Annotated in this window: 16 protein-coding genes and 1 tRNA gene; 9 read left to right on the top strand and 8 right to left on the bottom strand. The window is 50.9% G+C overall.

The features are described from left to right. Window positions 1-143: 143 nt before the first annotated feature. From NQ546_RS03800 to NQ546_RS03765, 8 genes are all read left to right on the top strand, one after another. Entirely contained in the window at window positions 144-2,858 is a 2,715-nt protein-coding gene (locus NQ546_RS03800; protein WP_004292092.1) for a DNA gyrase/topoisomerase IV subunit A, read from the top strand. Continuing rightward, complete coding sequence (locus NQ546_RS03795) at window positions 2,845-3,693, top strand: DUF3316 domain-containing protein (protein WP_004292090.1); 849 nt, start codon at window positions 2,845-2,847, stop codon at window positions 3,691-3,693. Before NQ546_RS03800 ends, NQ546_RS03795 begins: the two co-directional genes overlap by 14 nt. Window positions 3,694-3,725: 32 nt before the next feature. Further along, the gene (locus NQ546_RS03790; protein ID WP_004292089.1) at window positions 3,726-4,757 is read left to right on the top strand and encodes a S41 family peptidase; all 1,032 of its coding nucleotides are present in this window, start codon (window positions 3,726-3,728) and stop codon (window positions 4,755-4,757) included. Window positions 4,758-4,837: 80 nt separating this feature from the next. Next, a tRNA-Leu gene (locus tag NQ546_RS03785) sits at window positions 4,838-4,919 on the top strand. Window positions 4,920-5,139: 220 nt separating this feature from the next. Further along, window positions 5,140-8,178, top strand: coding sequence for a SusC/RagA family TonB-linked outer membrane protein (locus tag NQ546_RS03780; protein ID WP_004292087.1), 3,039 nt, complete (start codon window positions 5,140-5,142; stop codon window positions 8,176-8,178). A gap of 72 nt (window positions 8,179-8,250) precedes the next feature. Then, entirely contained in the window at window positions 8,251-9,774 is a 1,524-nt protein-coding gene (locus tag NQ546_RS03775; protein WP_004292086.1) for a RagB/SusD family nutrient uptake outer membrane protein, read from the top strand. 62 nt (window positions 9,775-9,836) lie between these two features. Beyond that, complete coding sequence (gene bglX, locus NQ546_RS03770; protein WP_004292084.1) at window positions 9,837-12,170, top strand: beta-glucosidase BglX; 2,334 nt, start codon at window positions 9,837-9,839, stop codon at window positions 12,168-12,170. Window positions 12,171-12,215: 45 nt separating this feature from the next. Then, window positions 12,216-13,562 (top strand): glucoamylase family protein, encoded by a 1,347-nt coding sequence (locus NQ546_RS03765; RefSeq protein ID WP_004292082.1) that lies wholly within the window; start codon window positions 12,216-12,218, stop codon window positions 13,560-13,562. 1 nt (window position 13,563) lies between these two features. On the opposite strand, the gene NQ546_RS03760 is transcribed toward NQ546_RS03765, so the two are convergent. The 5 genes from NQ546_RS03760 to NQ546_RS03740 form a co-directional block, all read right to left on the bottom strand. Further along, window positions 13,564-14,859, bottom strand: a complete 1,296-nt coding sequence (locus tag NQ546_RS03760) for an MgtC/SapB family protein (RefSeq protein WP_004292080.1) — start codon at window positions 14,857-14,859, stop codon at window positions 13,564-13,566. Window positions 14,860-14,891: 32 nt separating this feature from the next. Next, window positions 14,892-15,362, bottom strand: a complete 471-nt coding sequence (locus tag NQ546_RS03755) for a CYTH domain-containing protein (RefSeq protein ID WP_004292078.1) — start codon at window positions 15,360-15,362, stop codon at window positions 14,892-14,894. Between the two features lie 13 nt (window positions 15,363-15,375). Further along, a complete protein-coding gene (locus tag NQ546_RS03750; RefSeq protein ID WP_004292076.1) occupies window positions 15,376-15,510 on the bottom strand; it encodes a hypothetical protein in 135 nt (44 codons plus the stop codon). Between the two features lie 197 nt (window positions 15,511-15,707). Further along, window positions 15,708-16,826, bottom strand: coding sequence for a peptide chain release factor 2 (gene prfB / locus NQ546_RS03745; RefSeq protein WP_004292074.1), 1,119 nt, complete (start codon window positions 16,824-16,826; stop codon window positions 15,708-15,710). A 63-nt stretch (window positions 16,827-16,889) separates the two neighbouring features. After that, a complete protein-coding gene (locus tag NQ546_RS03740; RefSeq protein WP_004293197.1) occupies window positions 16,890-18,695 on the bottom strand; it encodes an AMP-dependent synthetase/ligase in 1,806 nt (601 codons plus the stop codon). Window positions 18,696-18,817: 122 nt separating this feature from the next. Between NQ546_RS03740 and NQ546_RS03735 the strand changes: the two genes are divergently transcribed. Beyond that, entirely contained in the window at window positions 18,818-19,885 is a 1,068-nt protein-coding gene (locus NQ546_RS03735; protein WP_004292068.1) for a M20 family metallo-hydrolase, read from the top strand. 234 nt (window positions 19,886-20,119) lie between these two features. Here NQ546_RS03735 and NQ546_RS03730 read toward each other — a convergent pair whose 3' ends face one another. From NQ546_RS03730 to NQ546_RS03720, 3 genes are all read right to left on the bottom strand, one after another. Continuing rightward, a complete protein-coding gene (locus NQ546_RS03730) occupies window positions 20,120-20,350 on the bottom strand; it encodes a hypothetical protein (protein ID WP_004292066.1) in 231 nt (76 codons plus the stop codon). Window positions 20,351-20,387: 37 nt separating this feature from the next. Further along, window positions 20,388-22,325 carry a DUF6562 domain-containing protein gene (locus NQ546_RS03725; protein WP_004292063.1) on the bottom strand — a complete coding sequence of 646 codons (1,938 nt, stop codon included), beginning with the start codon at window positions 22,323-22,325 and terminating at the stop codon, window positions 20,388-20,390. Window positions 22,326-22,550: 225 nt separating this feature from the next. Beyond that, window positions 22,551-22,766, bottom strand: a complete 216-nt coding sequence (locus NQ546_RS03720; protein ID WP_004292061.1) for a hypothetical protein — start codon at window positions 22,764-22,766, stop codon at window positions 22,551-22,553. Window positions 22,767-22,811: the final 45 nt, after the last annotated feature.

The following is a 22,811-nucleotide window of genomic DNA, read 5'->3' as shown; positions in this document are numbered from 1 at the left end:
TATATCCTCACTCATCGAACACAGAACAAAGAACCGTTTCAAAAAACTCCGATACAGGTTTTCTTTAATGGAATATAATTCGTATTTTTGCCTGCAACTGCCAAATTAGCAGTTATTCATGAATAGACAATTCCCGAACAAATATGAGTGAAAACTTTGAAGGACCAAAAGACGAGTTGGATAAAGAGCTTCCGGAAGGAGGCGAAGGACATTCGGACTATAAACCTGCGGATACCAATGATGTAAACATCAAGCACCAGTTGAGTGGCATGTACCAGAACTGGTTTTTGGATTATGCCTCATACGTAATTTTGGAGCGTGCCGTACCTCACATCATGGACGGGTTGAAACCTGTACAACGACGCATCCTACATTCCATGCGTCGCATGGAAGACGGACGCTACAACAAAGTGGCCAACATCGTAGGACACACCATGCAGTTTCACCCGCATGGCGATGCCAGCATCGGTGATGCACTGGTACAACTCGGTCAGAAAGATTTGCTTATCGACTGTCAGGGAAACTGGGGTAATATTCTCACAGGAGACAGTGCGGCTGCTCCCCGTTACATCGAGGCGCGCCTTTCCAAATTTGCCCTCGACGTGGTGTTCAACCCCAAAACAACCGAATGGAAACTGTCATACGACGGACGAAACAAAGAGCCGGTGACACTGCCCGTCAAATTTCCACTCTTACTGGCGCAAGGCGTGGAAGGTATTGCCGTAGGACTTTCGTCCAAGATACTGCCGCATAACTTCAATGAGCTTTGTGATGCGTCTGTAAAATACCTGCACAACGAGGAGTTCAAACTCTATCCCGACTTTCAGACAGGAGGCAATATTGATGTGTCAAAGTATAATGACGGTGAGCGCGGAGGCGCTGTACGTGTACGCGCCAAAATAGAAAAGGTAGATAACAAGACACTTGTCATCCGGGAGATACCTTACGGAAAAACAGTAGCCAGTGTCTGCGATTCCATCGTCAAAGCAAGCGAAAAAGGAAAAATCAAGATAAAGAAAGTAGAAGACCTCACATCCGGGAATGTGGAGATATTGGTACACCTTGCTCCCGGCGTATCATCGGACAAAACGATTGATGCGCTTTACGCCTTTACAGATTGTGAAGTCAGCATCTCTCCGAACTGTTGCGTTATTGATGAGCAGAAACCACACTTTCTCACCGTCAGCGATGTACTGAAGAAGTCCGTAGACAACACATTGGCTCTGCTACGCCAAGAACTGGAGATACGTAAAAACGAAATACTGGAAAGCTTGCATTTCTCTTCACTGGAAAAAATATTCATTGAAGAGCGTATCTACAAGGACAAGGAATTCGAACAGGCCAAGAATATGGATGCTGCCTGCGAACACATTGATGAGCGTCTGACACCTTACTACCCCACATTTATCCGCGAAGTGACCAAAGAAGATATTCTCAAGCTGATGGAAATCAAAATGGCACGCATCCTCAAGTTCAACTCCGACAAGGCCGAAGAGCTGATTGCCCGTATGAAAGCGGACATTGAGGAGATAGACCGCCATTTGGCAAATATCGTGGAATATACGGTAGACTGGTTCCGCATGCTGAAAGAAAAATACGGTAAAGGCTTCCCGCGTCGTACGGAGTTACGCAACTTCGATACGATTGACTCCACTAAAGTGGTAGAAGCCAATGAAAAACTATATATCAATCGCGAGGAGGGCTTCATCGGCACAGGTTTGAAGAAAGATGAATTCATAGCCAACTGTTCCGACCTTGATGATGTCATAATTTTCTTCCGGGACGGACGTTACATCATCACTCCGGTAACGGATAAGAAGTTTGTCGGCAAGAATATCCTCTATGCCAACGTATTCAAGAAGAACGATAAACGCACCATTTACAATGTTGTCTACCGCGACGGGAAAGAAGGCACGCACTACATCAAGCGTTTTGCTGTAACTTCCGTAGTACGCGACCGCGAATATGACGTGACACAAGGCACTCCCGACTCACGTATCGTATATTTCACAGCCAATCCCAACGGTGAGGCTGAGGTTATCAAAGTAACCCTCAAACCCAATCCGCGTATACGCCGCATAATCTTCGAAGAAGACTTCAGCCAGATAAACATCAAAGGACGCCAGGCTATGGGTAACATACTCACCCGTAACCCGGTTCATAAGATAGCCTTGAAGCAACGCGGCGGTTCTACACTGGGCGGACGGAAAGTATGGTTCGACCAAGATGTGTTGCGTCTCAATTATGACGGCCGCGGAGAATACCTCGGTGAGTTCCAGAGCGACGAACAAATTCTGGTTGTGCTGAACAACGGCGAATTCTACACCAGCAATTTCGACGTGAACAACCATTACGAAGACAACATACGGGTACTGGAGAAATACGATCCGCACAAGGTCTGGACAGCCGTCCTCTATGATGCCGACCAGCAAGGCTATCCCTACATCAAGCGTTTCTGCTTTGAGGCGAGTAACCGCAAGCAGAACTATTTGGGCGAGAATAAAGACAGCCGCCTCATTCTGCTGACTGACGAATATTATCCACGACTGGAAGTCGTATTCGGAGGACATGACAATTTCCGCGAACCACTGATAGTTGATGCGGACGAATTCATTGCAGTGAAAGGTTTCAAAGCCAAAGGGAAGCGACTGACTACCTACACACTGGACACCATCAATGAATTAGAGCCTCTCCGTCAGCCGGAAGCCCCACAGCACGCCGAAAGCAGCGAGGAGGAAGAAGCCGAAATACTGGATCCGGATCATGGAAAGAGTGAAGGTGACATTCTGGATGAACTGACGGGACAAATGAAATTGTTCTCTAACAACGATGACAGCAAGGAACATGAAACTACCTAAACCGGTAATACCGGTTATCTGCCTGCTTTTGTTATTGCACAGCAAAACAATGCAGGCCCAGCTTCCTGTGGAAGCGGAGAGGCTGGAGCAAAGCCGTCTCGTGACCCGCGCCACCATGTACGGCGTAGGCTTTACGAACGTATTCGACACATATCTGTCTCCTCAGGAATATACCGGAATAGATTTCCGCGTCTCACGTGAGAGCATGCGCATGACCAAATGGATGGACGGCAAACTGTCCTTGCAGAGCTTCTTTCAAGCCGACCTCGGGTATACCCATAACAAAGTGGACAACAACAATACATTCTCCGCATTGGCCAACTGGAACTATGGTCTGCACTATAACTTTCCCATCACGAGTAACTTCAAGTTACTCGCCGGCGGTCTTGCCGACTTGAACGGCGGTTTCGTCTATAACCTCCGCAACACCAACAATCCGGCATCGGCACGCGCCTATATCAACTTAGATGCATCGGGCATGGCTGTTTGGGACTTACGCATAAAGAACTACCCGCTGACATTGCGCTATCAGGTCAACCTGCCATTAATGGGAGTGATGTTCTCACCGCATTACGGCCAATCCTATTATGAAATCTTCTCATTGGGGAACAGCAGTGGAGTTGTGAAATTCACCTCATTACACAACCAGCCCTCACTGCGGCAGATGTTGACGGCAGACTTTCCGATAGGACGTGCCAAGATGCGTTTTGCCTATATATGGGATGTCCAACAGTCCAACGTAAACGCTATAAAGACACACACCTACTCACATGTATTCATGGTGGGTTTCGTAAAAGAGGTGTATTTATTGAAGAACAAGAAAAGAAAGCGATAGGGCGGTAAGATGATAGACCAGAAAAGAATAAGATGATGGGACTTCTAAAAAAAATAGCACTTTTGATTGTCGTACTTCCTCTGCTGAGCAGTTGCATCCGCGAAGAAGAGGTGACCAATACTCCACAGGGCAACTTTGAAGCCCTATGGAAGATTATCGATGAGCAGTATTGTTTTTTGGAATACAAACAGATAGACTGGAATGCCATACATGACAAATACAGCAAACTCATCACCAACACTATGAGCAGCGAAGGCTTGTTCGAAGTCTTGGGAAATATGTTGAACGAGCTGAAGGACGGGCATGTAAACCTCGCTTCCGCCCACAATGTATCTTATTATGATGCATGGTATCAGGACTACCCGCGCAACTTTCGCGAGGATATTGTAGAAGATGTATATTTGGGTAAAGCCAGTACCGACTACCGCACTGCCGCAGGCGTCAAGTACAAGATATTCGAGGACAACATCGGCTATATGCGTTACGAAAGTTTCTCCTCGGGAATCGGTGATGGGAATCTGGATGAGATACTCTCCTACCTTGCCGCATGCAACGGACTTATCATTGATGTACGCAGCAACGGCGGTGGTAATGTAACCAATTCCACACGCATCGCTGCCCGTTTCACCAACAAAAAAGTATTGACCGGGTACATCCGCCATAAAACGGGTAAGGGTCACAATGACTTCTCCGAGCCCTATCCCATAGAATTGGAACCCAGCAACAGCATACGTTGGCAAAAGAAAGTGGTGGTATTGACCAATCGCCGTTCATACAGTGCCACCAACGATTTTGTGAACCAGATGAGTTGCCTGCCCAATGTCACTATCATGGGCGACAACACCGGCGGCGGCTCCGGCATGCCTTTTACCTCCGAACTGCCTAACGGATGGACCGTCCGTTTTTCAGCCAGTCCGCATTTCAGTGTAGATATGGAACAGATAGAATGGGGCATAGAACCTGACATCAAAGTTGATATGGATAAAGCGGATGAAGCCAATCACATAGATACCATTATCGAGAAAGCCCGGGCTTTCCTTAAAGGGAAATGGATGCCGGAATGAAATGAGCAACTTTCTTTACGCTTTTGCTTGTATAACCAAGAAAACTTCTTATCTTTGCACCGCTTAACGGAAAATCCCTTGCGGGTGTGGCGTAATTGGCAGCCGCGCCAGACTTAGGATCTGGTGCCGTGAGGCGTGTAGGTTCGAGTCCTATCACCCGCACAGTTTCTTTATAAAAGACAAATGACAGAAAAGAAGATGTATCAAAAGTACATCTTCTTTTTTTCTTGTAGGCATATCACAGAAAAGGCACGCACTCCTCCTCTCCTTCCCCCGCGAATTGTGTTAAAAACCGGAGATATATAAAGGTCTGAAATCTTTTTTGCATCCCGATTGTTTCAGAGAAAACAATCAAGTTAGTTATCCACTAAATTTTTATGCAATGAAGAAAAAACCTAAACTTCCTATGAAGAGAGCCTTTTGGCTGAAAAATCTGTTTCTGATAGCATGTTTGCTCCTTACGGCAATCCCCGGTTTCTCTCAAAACAAGACAGTGACCGGTACGGTGGTCGATGCGACAGGCGAACCGCTTATCGGAGCATCCGTACTGCAGCAGGGCACCTCCAACGGTGTCATTACAGACATCGACGGAAAGTATTCCATCCAAGTGCCGTCCGAAGCGACATTGGAGTTTTCCTACGTGGGCATGGTAAAACAGGCCATCAAGGTGGGCAACCGGAGCGTCATCGACGTACAGATGCAAGATGACTCGCAAATGCTTGCCGAAACAGTGGTCATCGGGTACGGTAGCGCCAAGAAGCGCGACCTCACCGGCTCTATCACCAATATCAAAGGTGATGAGATTGCCAACAAACCCGTAGTCAATCCGGTAGCTGCCTTGCAGGGAAAGATAGCCGGCGTACAGGTAATCAATTCCGGCAAAGCAGGTGCAGACCCCGAAATACGCGTGCGCGGTACAAACTCCATCAACGGCTACAAACCGCTATATGTGGTAGACGGCCTGTTCAATGACAACATCAACTTCCTCAATCCTCAGGACATCGAGTCTATGGAAATCCTGAAAGACCCGTCGTCCCTCGCCATTTTCGGTGTGCGCGGCGCCAATGGCGTCATCATCATCACTACCAAGAAAGCCAAGGAAGGACAGACGCGCGTCAACATCAACGGTTCATTCGGTTTCAAAACCGTAGCGAACAAGATTGCAATGACCGATGCGGCCGGATTCAAGGAACTCTACAACGAGCAGTTGAGGAATGAAGGCAGCCCTGAATTCGACTTTACCCCATGGACGGGCAACACCAACTGGCAGGATGAGATCTTCCAGACCGGATTCATCACCAACAACAATGTCAGTATAACAGGCGCTTCCGCCAAACACAGTTTTTACCTCGGTGCCGGTTATGCCTATGAGCAAGGCAACATCAAGCACGAAAAATACAGCAAAATCACGCTGAACATAAGTAACGATTACAAAGTTACGGACAACTTCAAAGTGGGTTTCCAGTTCAACGGCGCACGCATACTGCCTGCCGATACCAAAAGTGTGGCAACAGCCCTCCGCGCTGCCCCGGTAGCCCCCGTATACAATGAAGAATACGGTTTGTACACCACCTTACCCGGCTTTCAAAAGGCACAGATGAACAACCCCATGGTTGATGTGGAACTGAAAGCCAATACAACACGTGCGGAAAACTATCGCGCTTCGGGTAACGTGTACGCCCAGTGGGACTTCCTGAAGAACTTCCAGTTCAAGGTGATGTACTCCATGGACTACGCCTCCAACAGCAGCCGTACCTACACGCCTATCATTACCGTATTCGACAGCAGTGTGGAAGGTAACGTCGTAACCCTCGGCAACGGCAAGACCGGAGTGAGACAATCCAAAGAGACCGAAGCCAAAGTGCAAAGCGACTACCTGCTGACCTACACCAATAGCTGGGGCGAACACAGCCTGACCGCCACAGCCGGTTTCACCACCTATTATAATAAACTGGAAATGCTGGGTGGCGAGCGCACGCAAGGCGTGGGACTGGTTATTCCCAACAATCCCGACAAATGGTACATCAGCATCGGTGATGCGGCGACAGCCACCAATGAAAGCAAGCAATGGGAGCGCAGCACTGTCTCCATGCTGGGGCGCGTGCTCTACAACTACAAGGGCAGATACCTGTTCAACGGCTCGTTCCGTCGTGACGGTTCTTCCGCATTCTCCTACACCGGCAACCAGTGGCAGAACTTCTACTCCATCGGTGCAGGCTGGCTGATGTCCGAAGAAGAATTCATGAAAGACATCACTTGGCTGGACATGTTGAAGCTGAAAGGTTCGTGGGGTACGCTCGGCAACCAGAACCTGGATAAAGCCTATCCTGCCGAACCGTTGCTGACCAACGCTTACTCTGCCGTCTTCGGCAAGCCGTCCGCCATCTATCCCGGCTACCAGCTATCCTACCTGCCCAACCCTAATCTTCGTTGGGAGAAAGTAGAGGCTTGGGAAGCAGGAGCAGAAGCCAACTTTTTCCGCAACCGCCTGCACTTTGAAGGAGTATATTACAAAAAGACCACCAAAGACTTATTGGCAGAGGTACCGGGCATTTCGGGCACAGTGCCGGGCATCGGCAACCTCGGCTCCATCGAGAACAAAGGTGTGGAACTTGCCATCAACTGGCGCGACCAGATCGGTGACTGGGGATATAACGTGGGCGCCAATCTCACTACAATCAAGAACAAAGTGCTGAGTTTGGTGCAGGACGGTTACTCAATCATTGCCGGCGACAAGAGCCAAAGCTACACAATGGCCGGCTATCCTATCGGTTACTTCTACGGCTACAAAGTGGAAGGCGTGTACCAGACAGACGAAGAAATAGCCAAGTCACCTAAAAACACGCTGGCCACCGTCACACCGGGCGACCTGAAATTCAAGGACGTGAACGGCGACGGCGAAATCACCACTGCCGACCGTACTATGATAGGCGACCCCACCCCGGATGTTACCTACGGCATCACCCTCGGCGTAAACTATAAGAACTGGGAACTCGGCATCGACATGATGGGACAAGGCGGCAACCAGATATTCCGCACATGGGACAACTACAACTGGAGCCAGTTCAACTTCATGGAACAGCGCATGGACCGCTGGCATGGGCCGGGCACAAGCAACACCCAACCCTTGCTGAATACGAAGCACACCATCAACAACCTGAATTCCGAATACTACATCGAAGACGGCAGTTTCTTCCGCATCCGCAACGTGCAACTGGCCTATAACTTCGACAAGACCCTCATATCCAGAATCGGTATGCAGGCATTGAAGCTCTATGTCAACATTCAGAACCTGAAGACCTGGAAGCACAACACCGGATACACCCCCGAACTGGGCGGCAGCGCCATTGCTTTCGGCGTAGACGACGGCAGTTATCCGATGCCTGCCATTTATACATTCGGATTCAACCTGACATTCTAACAACAATTCACCGCAGAGCACACAGAGCCGCGCAACCCGGTATCCGCTGCGATGAACTAAAAAATAATAATTATGAAACTGAAAAATAAGATTTTAACTCTGATAGCAGGCACGCTCACCACCTTTGCCCTGACATCCTGCAACGATTTCCTCGATCGCGACCCGCTGGGACAGTTCACCGAGGACGACGCTCCGAACGCCCTCATCGGCGGAAAGATGTACAACGTATATTACCTGATGCGCAGTTACAACATTACTGCCGGCATTCCCGCTTTCATGATACACATGGTGCGCAGCGAGGACTCCGAAAAGGGAAGCGATGCCGGCGACGGCGCCGACCAGGCAGCCATGTGGGACGACTTCCAGTACACAGCTTCCAACGGTACGCTCAGCGCCTACTGGGGGCAGAACTATAAAATCATCTACCAATGCAACGAAATACTGAACGATTTGGAAAACAGCGAAAACAAAGACGATCCGGAAAATGTACGTACCAAAGGAGAAGCCCTGTTCTTCCGCGCCTATTGTTACTTCAACCTTGTGCGCGCTTGGGGAGAAGTGCCTCTGGTGACTTTTAAAGTGGAAGAAGCATCCGATGCCAATGTGCCCAAGACCACTGCCGACAAGATATACGAACAAATAGACAAAGACCTGACCGAGGCCGAGAAATGCCTGCCGCTGACATGGACCTCCGAATATACCGGACGGATCACATGGGGAGCCGCCCGTTCGCTGCACGCCCGCACCTACATGATGCGCAATGACTGGGATAACATGTACGACGCCTCCACCGAAGTTGTCAAGTCGGGCATATACAACCTGAACACCCCGGTGGATAAAGTCTTTACCGTAGAAGGCGAGAACTGCGGCGAAAGCGTTTTCGAGCTGCAATGCGAATCGACCGACGCTTTGAAGAACAGTGACGTCATCGGCAGCCAGTTCTGCCAGGTGCAAGGCGTACGCGGCGCCGGCGAGTGGGATCTTGGCTGGGGCTGGCACATGGGCACAACACTGGTGGGACAGGCATTCGAAGCCGGCGATCCCCGTAAAGACGCCTCCCTGCTCTATTTCCGCCGGAGCATCAGCGAACCCGTTACCCCGGAAAACACCAACAAGCCTTACGGCGAGTCTCCCGTATCCACCGCAATGGGCGCCTATTTCAATAAAAAGGCATATACATCGCCCGAACTGCGTAAGAAATACACCAAAGACGGGTTCTGGGTAAATATCCGCATTATCCGCTATCCTGACGTATTGCTTATGGCTGCCGAAGCTGCCAATGAAAAAGGCATTCCGGGCGAAGCCATCGACTATCTGGAACAGGTACGCGCCCATGCACGCGGTACGGACAGCAGCATACTGCCCAAAGTCACGTCTACCGACCAGAGCACACTGCGTGAAGCCATTCGCCATGAACGCCGCGTAGAGCTGGCATTGGAACCCGACCGCTTCTACGACCTTGTACGCTGGGGCATCGCCAAGGAAGTGCTTCAGGCTGCCGGAAAGAATTATCAGGATAAAAACGCCCTGTTGCCGTTGCCGCAAGAAGAGATTGACAAATCGAACGGGGTACTGGTACAGAATCCTAATTACTAAAACCTAAATTATTATCCGGCTCAAAAAGCATATTAAAAGAAACCATTACAAAGAAACCTATCATGAAGAAGTTTTTTAGAAGAACAAGCCTGTTGCTGGCAGCCGCCTTTCTGGGCGCTGCCACGATGCAGGCGCAGAAATCCCCTCAAGACATGGACCGCTTTATCGATGCGCTGATAAAGCGAATGACCGTAGAAGAGAAAATCGGCCAGCTGAACCTTCCCGTCACCGGTGAAATCACTACCGGACAAGCCAAGAACAGCGATGTTGCCAAGAAGATTGAGCGCGGGCTCGTCGGAGGCCTTTTCAACCTGAAAGGAGTAGCCAAGATACGCGACGTGCAAAAGTTGGCGGTGGAAAACTCCCGGCTGGGCATCCCCCTGCTCTTTGGCATGGACGTGATACATGGCTACGAAACCATCTTCCCTATTCCTTTGGGACTTTCTTGCACATGGGACATGGCCGCCATTCAGGAATCCGCGCGCATTGCCGCTGTCGAAGCCAGCGCCGACGGCATCTCATGGACATTCAGTCCGATGGTGGACATCAGCCGCGACCCGCGCTGGGGACGTGTCAGCGAGGGCAGCGGCGAGGATCCTTTCCTTGGCGGAGCGATTGCCAAAGCAATGGTCTACGGTTATCAGGGAGCCAATCTCGATGACCAACTGAAACGTAACGACGAGATCCTTGCCTGCGTCAAACATTTCGCCCTCTATGGGGCAGGTGAGGCAGGTCGTGACTACAATACGGTAGACATGAGCCGTAACCGCATGTTCAACGAATACATGTATCCCTATGAAGCCGCCGTAGAGGCAGGTGTGGGAAGCGTAATGGCCTCCTTCAACGAGATAGACGGCGTGCCCGCCACAGCCAACAAATGGCTGATGACCGATGTGCTCCGCAAGCAATGGGGCTTCAACGGTTTTGTAGTGACCGACTTCACCGGCATATCCGAAATGATAGAACATGGCATCGGCGACCTTCAAACCGTTTCGGCCCGCGCCCTCAATGCAGGTATAGATATGGATATGGTGAGCGAGGGGTTTGCCGGCACACTCAAGAAGTCCGTCATGTCGGGCAAGGTGAGTATGAAAACCCTCGACGCAGCTTGCCGCCGCATCCTCGAAGCCAAGTATAAACTGGGGCTCTTTGACAATCCCTATAAATACTGCGACCTGGACCGGCCCGCCCGCGACATCTTCACCAAAGAGCACCGCGCTGCCGCACGCCGTATTGCCGCCGAGAGCTTCGTGCTGCTGAAGAACGGCAACGTAAAACGGCATCCGGGCTCATTGCCCGAACCGCTGCTACCGCTGAAGAAAGAAGGAACGGTGGCCGTTATCGGCCCGCTGGGAAACACCCGCAGCAACATGCCCGGAACATGGAGCGTGGCAGCCCGCCTCAACGACTATCCCTCCTTGTATGAAGGGCTGAAAGAGATGATGAACGGCAAAGTGAACATCACATACGCCAAAGGCAGCAACCTCATCGGCGATGCAGCCTACGAAGAACGCGCCACCATGTTCGGACGCTCCCTGAACCGGGACAACCGGACGGACAAGGAATTACTGGACGAGGCGCTGAAAGTGGCCGCCGGTGCAGATGTCATCGTGGCCGCACTCGGCGAGTCTTCCGAGATGAGCGGCGAGAGCTCCAGCCGCACCGGCCTCGACCTTCCCGACGTGCAACGCTCCCTGCTGGAAGCCTTGCTGAATACAGGCAAGCCCGTAGTGCTCACCCTCTTCACCGGACGCCCGCTGACACTCACTTGGGAACAGGCGCATGTTCCCGCCATTCTGAACGTGTGGTTCGGCGGAAGTGAAGCCGCCTATGCCATTGGCGATGTCCTGTTCGGCGATGTCAACCCCGGTGGAAAGCTGACAATGACTTTCCCGAAGAATGTAGGGCAGATACCCCTGTTCTATAATCATAAGAACACCGGACGCCCGCTACAAGCCGGCAAATGGTTCGAGAAGTTCCGCAGCAACTATCTGGATGTGGACAACGACGCGCTGTATCCTTTCGGATATGGTTTGTCCTACACCACCTTCCAATACAGCGACATCGCCCTGAGCACCCCTTCAATGGAGCAGAACGGTTCTATCACCGCCGTGGTCACCGTCACCAACACCGGAAAGCGCGACGGTTCGGAAGTAGTGCAACTGTACATCCGCGACCTTGTGGGGAGCATCACCCGTCCGGTACGCGAGCTGAAAGGCTTCGAGAAAATATTCCTTCGCGCAGGCGAAAGCAAAACGGTCTCTTTCAAGATTACCCCGGAACTGCTGCGCTTCTACGACTACGACCTGAACCATGTGGCCGAACCGGGAGAATTCGACCTCTTCATCGGCGGAAGCAGTCAGGCTGCCAAGACGGCACGTATCACCCTGAAATAAGAGACCCGTTTCAACCGATTTAATTAACTATTGTACTCAAACAGAATGAAATCAGTAAACATTTATATCCCGCTTCTCCTCCTATTGTTTTCCGTAGGAGCCTGCGGCACAAAGAAGTCCGGCGGCACATCCGGAACATTGACCGACGAAGCCCTGCTGGACACCGTACAGCGCCGGACTTTCAATTACTTCTGGGACGGCGCCGAGCCCAACAGCGGGCTGGCACGCGAACGCATCCACATGGATGGAGTATATCCCGAAAACGACCGGAATGTAGTAACATCCGGCGGCAGCGGCTTCGGCATCATGGCGGTGCTGGCAGGCATCGACCGGGGCTATGTCACCCGCGAGGAAGGCTTGGCGCGTATGGAACGCATTGTCTCCTTCCTCGAAACCGCCGACCGCTTTCATGGCGCCTACCCCCATTGGTGGTATGGCGATACGGGGCGGGTGAAGCCTTTCGGGCAGAAAGACAACGGCGGCGACCTCGTAGAAACCGCTTTCGTCATGCAGGCACTCCTTGCCGTACACCAATACTATGCAGGCGGCAGTCCGCAGGAAAAAGCCCTTGCCGCCCGCATCGACAAGCTGTGGCGGGAAGTGGACTGGAACTTCTACCGGCAGGGCGACCAGAATGTACTCTACTGGCATTGGAGTCCCGAATATGGCTGGGAGATGAATTTCCCCGTACATGGTTACAACGAATGTCTCATCATGTATATCCTCGCCGCCGCTTCGCCCACTCATGGCGTACCTGCCGCGGTGTACCACGAGGGATGGGCGCAGAACGGCGCTATCGTCAGTCCGCATCAGGTAGAAGGCATCGAGCTGCACCTGCGGTATCAGGGCACAGAAGCCGGACCGCTGTTCTGGGCGCAGTATTCTTTCCTCGGACTTGACCCTAACGGGCTGAAAGACGAGTACTGTCCCGGTTACTTCGGCGAGATGCGCAACCTGACACTTGTGAACCGCGCCTATTGCATCCGTAACCCCAAACATTACAAAGGTTTCGGCGCCGACTGTTGGGGGCTGACCGCCAGCTACTCCGTAGACGGATACGCCGCCCACGCTCCCAACGAGGGCGACGACCGCGGAGTCATCTCTCCCACCGCCGCCCTGTCGTCCATTGTATATACGCCGGAATATTCGCTGCAAGTGATGCGCCACCTTTACGGCATGGGCGATAAGGTGTTCGGCCCTTACGGTTTCTACGACGCTTTCAGCGAAACGGACAACTGGTATCCGCAGCGCTATCTTGCCATCGACCAAGGACCGATAGCCGTCATGATCGAGAACTATCGCAGCGGACTGCTCTGGAAACTGTTTATGAGCCATCCGGACGTGCAACAAGGGTTACGGAAATTAGGATTTACCTTTGCAGAAGCAGATTGATTTACAGAAAATAGAAGAAGAGCAGCAAAAATACGTTGGCGCCAATGACGCAGCCGAAACCGCCCAATATCCACGAGCGCAACGGACTCTGTTTACCGGAGAAAAAGAGCGCGTAACACATGTTTACGGCGATATTGCTTACTATTGCCTGCATGGTGCAGGCCATTATCAGCGAAGCGGGCACGCTGCCCGTACCTTGCAGAAGGTTCAGGATGAACGGAGTGATGTCACTGAAACCTGATACAAAAGAAAGTAAGGTGAGCCCGCCCTCTCCGGCATATATCAGTGTATAATGGGTAGCTATTGTGAAGACCACGAAAAGTACGGCAAAAATAAGCGCCACCTTAAACTCCAGCGGGTTGCTGCCATCTTCCTCTTCATCGGTAGTCCCGGATACGGCCGGACGCTTCCATTTGGAATGTAGAAACCAGGCTGTTCCGGCGGCAACTGCCGACATAATCAGCAGGTAGGGATAGACGGCGGCTAAAGTTCCTATGCTGAATATCCCTATCAGGATCAGGAACCGCAGAAACATCATGCTGACCGCCAGCAACATGGCAGCCACATATTCGGGCGCTTCCTGTGCAGGCGCCTTGCGGCTCTTGCGTGCCAATACGGAGATGGTGGCGGTACTGCTGTACAACCCACCCACAATGCCGGAGACCAAAATGCCGGACTCGCGGAACACGTATCTCTTCAACAAATAAGAGAGATAGGAAATGCCGGAAACAACCACCGTAGCCAGCCATATGCTGTAAGGCGTCAGGTTAACGCCCGGTATCAGGTTGTCATTGGGCAACATCGGAAGAATAATACCGCTGATGGCAAGGAACTTGGCAAGCGTAATCATTTCATCATTCTTCATCCGCTGCGCCAGTTCGGTGAAGGTGTGCTTCAACTCCGTAAAGAGCAATACCGTTACAATCACCATGACATAGAACCATGAAGGCTGCGTGGCGACAATGGGCGCGATGCAGTACGTAATGAGCGCTATGACAATGGTAGTCACCCCGAACACATGAAACTGCGCCTGCTTGACGTAGTAGTTCAGGGCAAGCAACAGCCCTAAGACAGCTCCGCCGCCCATAAAAAGCCGGTAGTCCACCGGATCGAGAATATAGAGGAGATAACCCAGAATACCGATAAAAGTAAATGTACGGTCAGTACCGAAGAGGGTGGTCTCCCCTTCACGCTTCAGGCTGATGCGCCGCAAGGAAAGGCCTATGAGCAAAGAGAACACCGTCACCAGAATAAAAGTGACGAGCTCTTCCGGCAAGTGTTGGTACAGTTTCTCCATATACGAATGAACAATTACAAGGCACGATTAGTTTACTCCCATTCCTTAAACGGATGCTTCATCAGTTGCGAATTGTAATAACGGATATCTCCCGTAACTTCCCGCCCTATAAAATCCGGTTTCTCAAAAGGTTCATTCTCAGAGGCAAGCTCTACTTCGGCAACCGTCAGCCCTTCATTTTCCCCGTAGAACTCATCCACTTCGAAAACATGCTGCCCGCTGCGCACCAGATAACGGGTCTTATCAATGACGCCCGGCTCGCACAGCCTCATCAGGTCTTTGGCCTCATTCAAAGGGATCTCCTTTTCCCATTCGTAGCGGCTGATGCCTGAGCTGTCGGATGCTCCCTTAATGGTGAGGTAGCCCCGCCCGTCGCGAATACGCACTCTTACCGTCCGTCCCCGCGCACTGCTGATATAGCCCTGAATAATACGACTTTGGGCGTATGCTTGCGACTTATACTCCCCTTCTACGAGAAACTTCCGTTCTATCTCTTGCGGCATATTCTATCTTCGATTAGCCCAAGAAGGAGTAACCTACCAGCATGGCGACTACCAATAGCAGAGCTACAACTCCGATAATCAGCAACACTTTCTTGGCCTGTTCTTCTTCTTTCCGACTGTGCATTACTTTCTTTTTGCTCTTTCCCATGGTGTTTTTACAGTTTAAAGTTCAACGACAAACAAAGTAAAAAGAAATTCGGGAAGTTTGCAAACATTTATAAAAGAAAAAAGCGGGAAGTTAACATCATTGATTATATGATGTTAACTTCCCGCATATACGATATTAACTTCTTACCCGCAACAGAGTTAACTTATTCCGAACAATGAAGTTAACTTTAAAAAGGATCAAGCATTCTCCGCGCCTGCAAACTCCATGAGGTAAGCCTTGACAAAGCCGTCTATCTTGCCGTCCATCACTCCGTTTACGTCCGAAGTCTGGAAATTGGTGCGGTGGTCCTTCACGCGGCGGTCGTCGAACACGTAGCTGCGTATCTGCGAACCCCATTCGATTTTCTTCTTGCCGGCTTCCACCTTCGCCTGTTCCGCCATGCGGTGCTGGAGCTCCTTGTCGTACAAGATGGAGCGTAGCTGGCGCATTGCATTCTCGCGGTTCTTGGGCTGGTCGCGCGTTTCGGTATTCTCAATCAGGATTTCCTCTTCCTCGCCCGTATAAGGGTCTTTGAACTGATAGCGCAGACGCACGCCCGATTCCACCTTGTTCACGTTCTGTCCGCCCGCGCCGCTGGAACGGAACGTATCCCATGAGATATTGGCTACATTGATGTTCACTTCAATGGTGTCGTCCACCAGCGGAGTAACGAAAACCGACGCAAAAGAAGTCATGCGTTTACCCTGCGCATTGTAAGGAGACACACGCACCAAGCGGTGCACGCCATTCTCGCCTTTCAGGTAACCGTAAGCATAATCACCCGCAATCTCAATGGTGCAAGCCTTGATTCCGGCCTCATCGCCTTCCTGCAGGTTGGCGATAGTGGCCTTATAGCCATGCGTCTCGGCATAGCGCAAATACATACGCATCAGCATGCTTGCCCAGTCCTGGCTCTCCGTACCGCCGGCACCGGAATTAATTTTCAGCACACAGTCCATCTGGTCGGCCTCTTCGCGAAGCATGTTCTTAAGTTCAAGTGCTTCTACGGCGGCAGACGCTTTGGCATAGGCTTCGTCCACTTCCTCTTCCGTCACCAGTTCATCTTTGTAGAAGTCGAACGCAAGTTGCAGTTCGTCCGCCAGAATCCTGACCTCGTTGTAGCCGGAAATCCATTGCTGCAAGCCTTTCACTTTCTTCATCTGCGCCTCGGCAGCCTTCTGGTCGTCCCAGAAGCCCGGAGCTTGCGTACGCAACTGTTCCTCTTCTACTTGTATTTTCTTTCCTTCGATGTCCAGATAGCGGTTCAACGCTTCGGTACGTTCCTTTATATCCTTCAGTTGTTCAATGGTAATCATATGCTTTCTTCAAATTCTATCTTTTCGAGCCGCAAAGATAGTGCAAAAGTCTGAAAAAACGCGTTACTCTTCGTACATCTTATCAATCAGCTCCTTATAATTCGTTGCCACCACAGAGCGTTTCAGCTTCAGCGTGTTCGTCAGTTCGCCGCGTTCCATGCTGAAAGGTTCGGGCAGAAGGGTGAAGCGCTTCACCTGCTCGTAGTGGGCGAACTGCTGTTGCAGCGTATCGATGCGTGCACGAAACAACGCCTGCACTTTGGGGTGTTGCAGCAGGTCGGCCATATCCTTATATTCAAGGCCTTTTTCTTTGGCATAGTCCTTCACAAAGCCATAGACGGGCACAATGAGGGCGGACACAAACTTACGCTGGTCGGCAATGACGGCAATCTGGTCTATATAGCGGTCTATCGCGAGCTTCGTTTCCAACGCCTGCGGAGAGACATACTTGCCGTTGGAGGTTTTGAACAGGTCTTTGATGCGCTCGGTCAGATACAGATGACCGTCTTTCAGGTGTCCTGCGTCGCCGGTGTGGAACCAGCCGTCCTTATCAATGGCGTCGGCGGTGGCTTCGGGCTTCCTGTAATAACCGGTGGTGATCGTTTTGCCCCGGAGCAGTATCTCATTGTTCTCTCCGATCTTCACTTCAACGTCGGGCATCAGCGTACCCACCGAACCTATCTCATAGCCTTTGTCCGGGAAACAGGAAACGGTGGCGGTAGATTCCGTCAACCCGTACCCCACTATCATATTGATGCCTACGGAATGTACAAACTCGCAGATTTCATCGGGTACGGCAGCTCCGGCGGTGGGAAAGAAGTTTCCGTTCTCAATGCCGATCGTCTTTTTCAGCAGGGCGTAGATAGTCTTTTCGTAGAACTTATACTTCAGGTGAAGCAGCAACGGGGGTGTCTTGCCCACACGCAGATAGTCAATGTTGTGCATCTTGCCCACCTTGATGGCATCCAGCATCATCGCTTTCCGCAAGCCGGTCTCCTGCGCTATCTTCTCCTGCACGCCGGCATACACTTTCTCCCAAAAGCGGGGAACGCTGCACATCAGCGTGGGGCGTATTTCCTTGATAGTGGTCTGGATATCTGCCGGACGGAGGTTGATGCACACCTGTACTCCCCGGTGGATGCAGAGATAGGTCCAGGCCTTCTCAAACACATGCGTCAGCGGGAGGAAGTTCATGGACACGTCTTTATCCGTCATGGCAGTCAGGCGGATGTCGTGGATGCGGATGGCTTCCCGGTAGTTGAAGTGATGCAGCATCACCCCTTTCGGTTCGCCGGTGGTGCCGGAGGTATAAAGGATATTGGCAAGGTCCTCGTCCGAAGCGCGTGCGGTACGTTCTTCCACAACATTGTTATGGGGCAGGTCTTTGCCCAATGCGAGGAACTCATCATAATAGATGGATGTCTTGTCGCGGGGGTCGAGCACTACGTTGCGGTCGAAAATAATCAGTTTCTGCAAGGAGTGGCAGAAGCCGAACGCACTGAAGGCGGCGTCATACTGGAACTGCTCGCCTACGAAGAGGAAGCGTATCTGTGCGTCGTTAATGATGTATTGCGCCTGTGCCGAAGAGCTGGTGGCATACAGCGGTATAGTGACCAGACGATTGGCGAAAGCTGCAAAATCGGTGAACAGACATTCCGGTTTATTTTGTGAAAAGATACCGATATTTCGTTGTTCCTCCACACCCAACGCCACCAGAGCGTTGGCAGCCTGCCGTACTGTTTGAGAGAATTTATTCCAAGTGATGGGTATCCATTGTGATGTTTCATAGTCCCTGTATTTAAGGGCTACTTTGTCTCCATACTTCTCTGCCTGACGATGTACCATGACAGACAAATGATGATAAGTCATATCTTTAATAAATTGGTAAATATGGGTACAAAGGTATTAGTTTTATTTGAAACTATCTTCCTTTTTCAGGATTTATCCGTAAGTTTGCGGAGTAATAATGAATTATATAACCGATCCCGACAATGACAAACGACGTACAGACTTTAGTTTCCGAAGCAACCGGATTGCTCAAATCATTGATAGCCATTCCTTCCTTGAGCCGCGAAGAAGAGCGGGCCGCCGACTTCCTGCAGAACTACATCGAGATGCAGGGAATGGCCACCGGAAGAAAGGGCAACAATATATGGTGCCTGAGTCCGATGTTCGACCTGCAGAAGCCTACACTGCTGCTGAACTCGCACATCGACACTGTGAAGCCCGTAAACGGATGGCGGAAAGCCCCGTTCAACGCAGTGGAGGAGAACGGCAAGATCTACGGTCTGGGAAGTAACGACGCCGGCGCAAGCGTGGTCGGCCTGCTGCAGGTGTTCCTGCAACTTTGCCGCACCACACAGGCGTACAACCTGATTTTCCTTGCTTCCTGCGAGGAAGAAGTATCGGGCAAGGGCGGGATAGAGTCCGTATTGCCGCAGCTGCCTCCCATACAATTCGCCATTGTGGGTGAGCCCACCGAGATGCAGCCCGCCATTGCCGAGAAAGGCTTAATGGTGCTGGATGTCACTGCCTACGGACGTTCGGGGCACGCCGCCCGTAATGAAGGAGACAATGCCATATATAAGGTATTGGACGACATTGCGTGGTTTCGCGACTACCGCTTCCCGAAAGAATCTCCCTTCTTGGGCCCGGTAAAGATGAGTGTCACCATGGCAAATGCCGGAACGCAGCACAATGTCATCCCCGACCGCTGCACGTTTGTCGTAGACATCCGCAGCAACGAATGTTATACCAATCAGGAGCTTTTCGACGAGATACGGAAACATATCTCCTGCGAAGCCAAAGCCCGCTCGTTCCGCCTGGGCTCTTCACACGTTTCGCCGGACCACCCGCTGGTGCGGAAGGCCGTTGCTTTGGGACGGGTGCCCTTCGGCTCTCCCACACTGTCCGACCAGGCACTGATGCCGTTCCCGTCCATGAAAATGGGACCGGGCAAAAGCAGCCGTTCACATACTGCGGACGAATTTATCTTTGCAAAAGAGATAGAAGAAGCCATTACGCTGTATCTTGAATTGCTGGACGGGGCGGAGATTTAAGCTTCACCCGTTTTCGTTCCCTTTTTCCCGCAGGGCATTTCCAGTTTCAACGGGATAAACTATCAGTTTCCCTAAGGGATACCGGGAGTTTCATTGAGGTAAACCGGGAGTTTCAACGGTTGAAACTCCCGGTCCCCTTCATTGAAACTCCCGGTATGTCGCTTAACAATCGGCTTCACTACTCTGCAACATTGCATCGCCCTATATGCCGACCATCAATGGCGTGACGGATAATTAAACAATAATCACTTCTGTGTCATTGGTGACGGACGTACCCGTGCATTCGGGCGTCCCTTCAAAAACATTTGCCTCACCCGCATTAAGGCGGAACAGCATCTTGCCATGTCTGCCGAATACTACGATACTGCCTTGAAGCACCAGCACGCAGATGCGGTTGTTGAAGTTCTCCCAGTTGAGTGACTCGCCTTGACGAAGGCATACTTTAATAAAGTTACGTTTCATCATGGGGCGGCACTCATTGAATGTTTGACATCGGACATGCTTACTCCTCCCACCAGAGCTTAGGATATTCGGGCGTACCGCCGTTCCAACTGCCGAGGGATTTCCAGAACTTATAATTGCCGGTAGGCACACCGTCGGAGCCTGCTGTGTATGTACCGTCATTACTTGGGTCGGCGTACCACACTGTGTTGTTTGTGGAAGTAGGCCAGTCAGAAGAACCGAATACTGTTTCCTCCGTAGCATGGGCAATGGCATATTTTTCCCTGACATAGCATGAAGCCATAACAGAGCTACCGCTTGCAGAAGAAGAAGTAATGGCTCCGAGAACCTCTCCACCCTGCCTACCTTGTACCGTACCTATATTATAGCAACCCTTTATATCAAAATCATAACCATCATCCTTTCCGTATATTCCACCTGCATTGCCTCCCTCTGTTTCTATGACGCCCTCATTGTAACATCCATATATACTGCATTTTCCAGAAGAATTCCTCCCGGCAATACCACCTGCATATTTGCCGAAAACGGATGCTGTGCTCTTACAAGAAATAATTTTTCCATTGCACTCACCTGCAATTCCACCCGCTATTCCTACTCCGCGGACGCTTCCCGAAAAAGAACAGTTAGCAATTACTCCTGTGGCGTTATCACCGCATATTCCTCCAGCGCAATCATATTCAGATGGTTTCGTATTCTCAACATCTCCACTAACATGAAGATTGGATACACTTGCATTGGGGCCGGACCGAGCATCGATTTGGGAGAATAATCCCACACGATAATCTGCAATACTTACTTTCAAACCGGTTATCTTATGATGTTGCCCATCAAAAACACCGGCAAAGTTCCCTGTCGGCGTCCAAGGCTTATCATTCAGATTAATATCAACATCCAGTTTGAAATAAGTATCTCGATAGTTTTTACTTGTTGTATTTTTTGCAAATTGCGCAAAGTCCGTTGCAGAACCAATGATGTAAGGGGTGGCCTGACTTCCGTCTCCACCGCTATATGTAGCGCCTGTATTGACGGCAGGATATGTTCCGTCCCAAGTGCTTACAGTCTTACGATTGATATCCGGCGCATCGAAGTCCGCAAAGTCCAGCGTATAGGTATATGTCGAGCTGGTAGCAGCAAAGTCCATAAGCACATTTGTCCGCACATTCTTCTTAGTAGGTACGTTGTTGACGGTTATCGTCTTGAATGGAGTGCCCGGTGCGGCGGTGATGTATGTGTTGAGAGCGATATTCAGCATGCTGCCCGCACCGTCGGCAGAGGCAAGGAAGTAGGCCGACTGGTAGATGTACTTGCCGTCGGTACCGGGTGCTGCACTGAAATTGGTTATATCAAAATTAGCATCCCCGCTAACGCCGCCGGTGTTGTCAGTCACCGTATTATCCAGCACATTGAACGTGTTGGGCACATTGGTGTAGGCTGCCGTCAGTTTGGAGTAGCCCGTCATCTGGGTGTCGCTCTTGATGTTGACCTGCGCCACCGCACGCTTCATGACAACGGTGTGCGTCAGCGCTTCGTCGGCAGCCGCAACGGATGCCGTAGCACAGAATGCCTGACATTGGTCCTCGGCAGTAAGCGGCTTCTTCAAAGCCACAGCCTTGAGGTCGTCGGTATCGAAGAACTCGCTGCCACCGCCTGCATCGGGGATGTATTGCGCCCAGAACAGGCAGGTATAGGCCACGCCCAACGGAAGCGTCACATCGAAAGTACCTGTCTCTACTCTCTGCGTATATCCGGACAGAATGCTTCCGCCCGCATCGAGCACTTGCAGGATGTACTCCAACTTGTGTCCTGTCACTGAGGGAGCTGGGGCACGCGTCTGCGCCTGCCCGTCCGTAGTCAGCCGGAAGGTGAGGGTCTTCGTGCCGCCCACTTCCATTCCCGTACCCGGCTGCTGCTCGGAACAGGAGGCAATTAAGATTGCCACGAGGGCAATCAGACTCACTAATAGGTGTCTTGTTTTCATAAAAGTTATTTTTTAATTAGTAATACGAATCAGTAGTTGATTTTTCTCATTACTGTACGTTTTTGCGCTTTTTCACCACAGAGGGCACAGAGTTTCACAGAAGGTTAATCTTGATACTCGATAGTATTTGTCATTCAGAGCGTAGCGAAGAATCTACTCTCTAATGTCAATACGCAGCCTGGTATAGGGAGAGCAGATTCTTCGCTACGCTCTGAATGACAAATACTATCGAGTATCAAGATTAACCTTCTGTGAAACTCTGTGCCCTCTGTGGTGAAATAATTCATTATTCCCGGTCACTACGGCATTTTCCATCTCCGTCCGCATCTCCGCTCTCCCGCCCTCACCCCGGCAAGAGTAAATCAATGCGGAGAACAGCAAAGCATACAATTCACAGACAGCACAGATAATAAGCACCTGCAAAGTTTTCTTATATTTCATAAAGACAGGATTTCTAACATGTTTGTTACTCTATTCTTTTGCTTT

This window comes from Bacteroides eggerthii (assembly GCF_025146565.1).
Classification (GTDB): Bacteria; Bacteroidota; Bacteroidia; order Bacteroidales; family Bacteroidaceae; genus Bacteroides; species Bacteroides eggerthii.
Note: the sequence above shows the minus strand (reverse complement) of the source record. Positions and strands in the feature narration are given on the sequence as shown.

Bases quoted from the DNA above. Each gene is read 5' to 3' on its own strand.
- NQ546_RS03720 (WP_004292061.1), bottom strand. From the start codon at position 22,766: ATGAAATATAAGAAAACTTTGCAGGTGCTTATTATCTGTGCTGTCTGT.
- prfB (WP_004292074.1), bottom strand. From the start codon at position 16,826: ATGATTACCATTGAACAACTGAAGGATATAAAGGAACGTACCGAAGCG.
- NQ546_RS03760 (WP_004292080.1), bottom strand. From the start codon at position 14,859: ATGGAGAAACTGTACCAACACTTGCCGGAAGAGCTCGTCACTTTTATT.
- NQ546_RS03800 (WP_004292092.1), top strand. From the start codon at position 144: ATGAGTGAAAACTTTGAAGGACCAAAAGACGAGTTGGATAAAGAGCTT.
- NQ546_RS03740 (WP_004293197.1), bottom strand. From the start codon at position 18,695: ATGACTTATCATCATTTGTCTGTCATGGTACATCGTCAGGCAGAGAAG.
- NQ546_RS03780 (WP_004292087.1), top strand. From the start codon at position 5,140: ATGAAGAAAAAACCTAAACTTCCTATGAAGAGAGCCTTTTGGCTGAAA.
- NQ546_RS03750 (WP_004292076.1), bottom strand. From the start codon at position 15,510: ATGGGAAAGAGCAAAAAGAAAGTAATGCACAGTCGGAAAGAAGAAGAA.
- NQ546_RS03725 (WP_004292063.1), bottom strand. From the start codon at position 22,325: ATGAAAACAAGACACCTATTAGTGAGTCTGATTGCCCTCGTGGCAATC.
- NQ546_RS03755 (WP_004292078.1), bottom strand. From the start codon at position 15,362: ATGCCGCAAGAGATAGAACGGAAGTTTCTCGTAGAAGGGGAGTATAAG.
- NQ546_RS03790 (WP_004292089.1), top strand. From the start codon at position 3,726: ATGATGGGACTTCTAAAAAAAATAGCACTTTTGATTGTCGTACTTCCT.
- NQ546_RS03775 (WP_004292086.1), top strand. From the start codon at position 8,251: ATGAAACTGAAAAATAAGATTTTAACTCTGATAGCAGGCACGCTCACC.
- NQ546_RS03730 (WP_004292066.1), bottom strand. From the start codon at position 20,350: ATGATGAAACGTAACTTTATTAAAGTATGCCTTCGTCAAGGCGAGTCA.
- bglX (WP_004292084.1), top strand. From the start codon at position 9,837: ATGAAGAAGTTTTTTAGAAGAACAAGCCTGTTGCTGGCAGCCGCCTTT.
- NQ546_RS03765 (WP_004292082.1), top strand. From the start codon at position 12,216: ATGAAATCAGTAAACATTTATATCCCGCTTCTCCTCCTATTGTTTTCC.
- NQ546_RS03735 (WP_004292068.1), top strand. From the start codon at position 18,818: ATGACAAACGACGTACAGACTTTAGTTTCCGAAGCAACCGGATTGCTC.
- NQ546_RS03795 (WP_004292090.1), top strand. From the start codon at position 2,845: ATGAAACTACCTAAACCGGTAATACCGGTTATCTGCCTGCTTTTGTTA.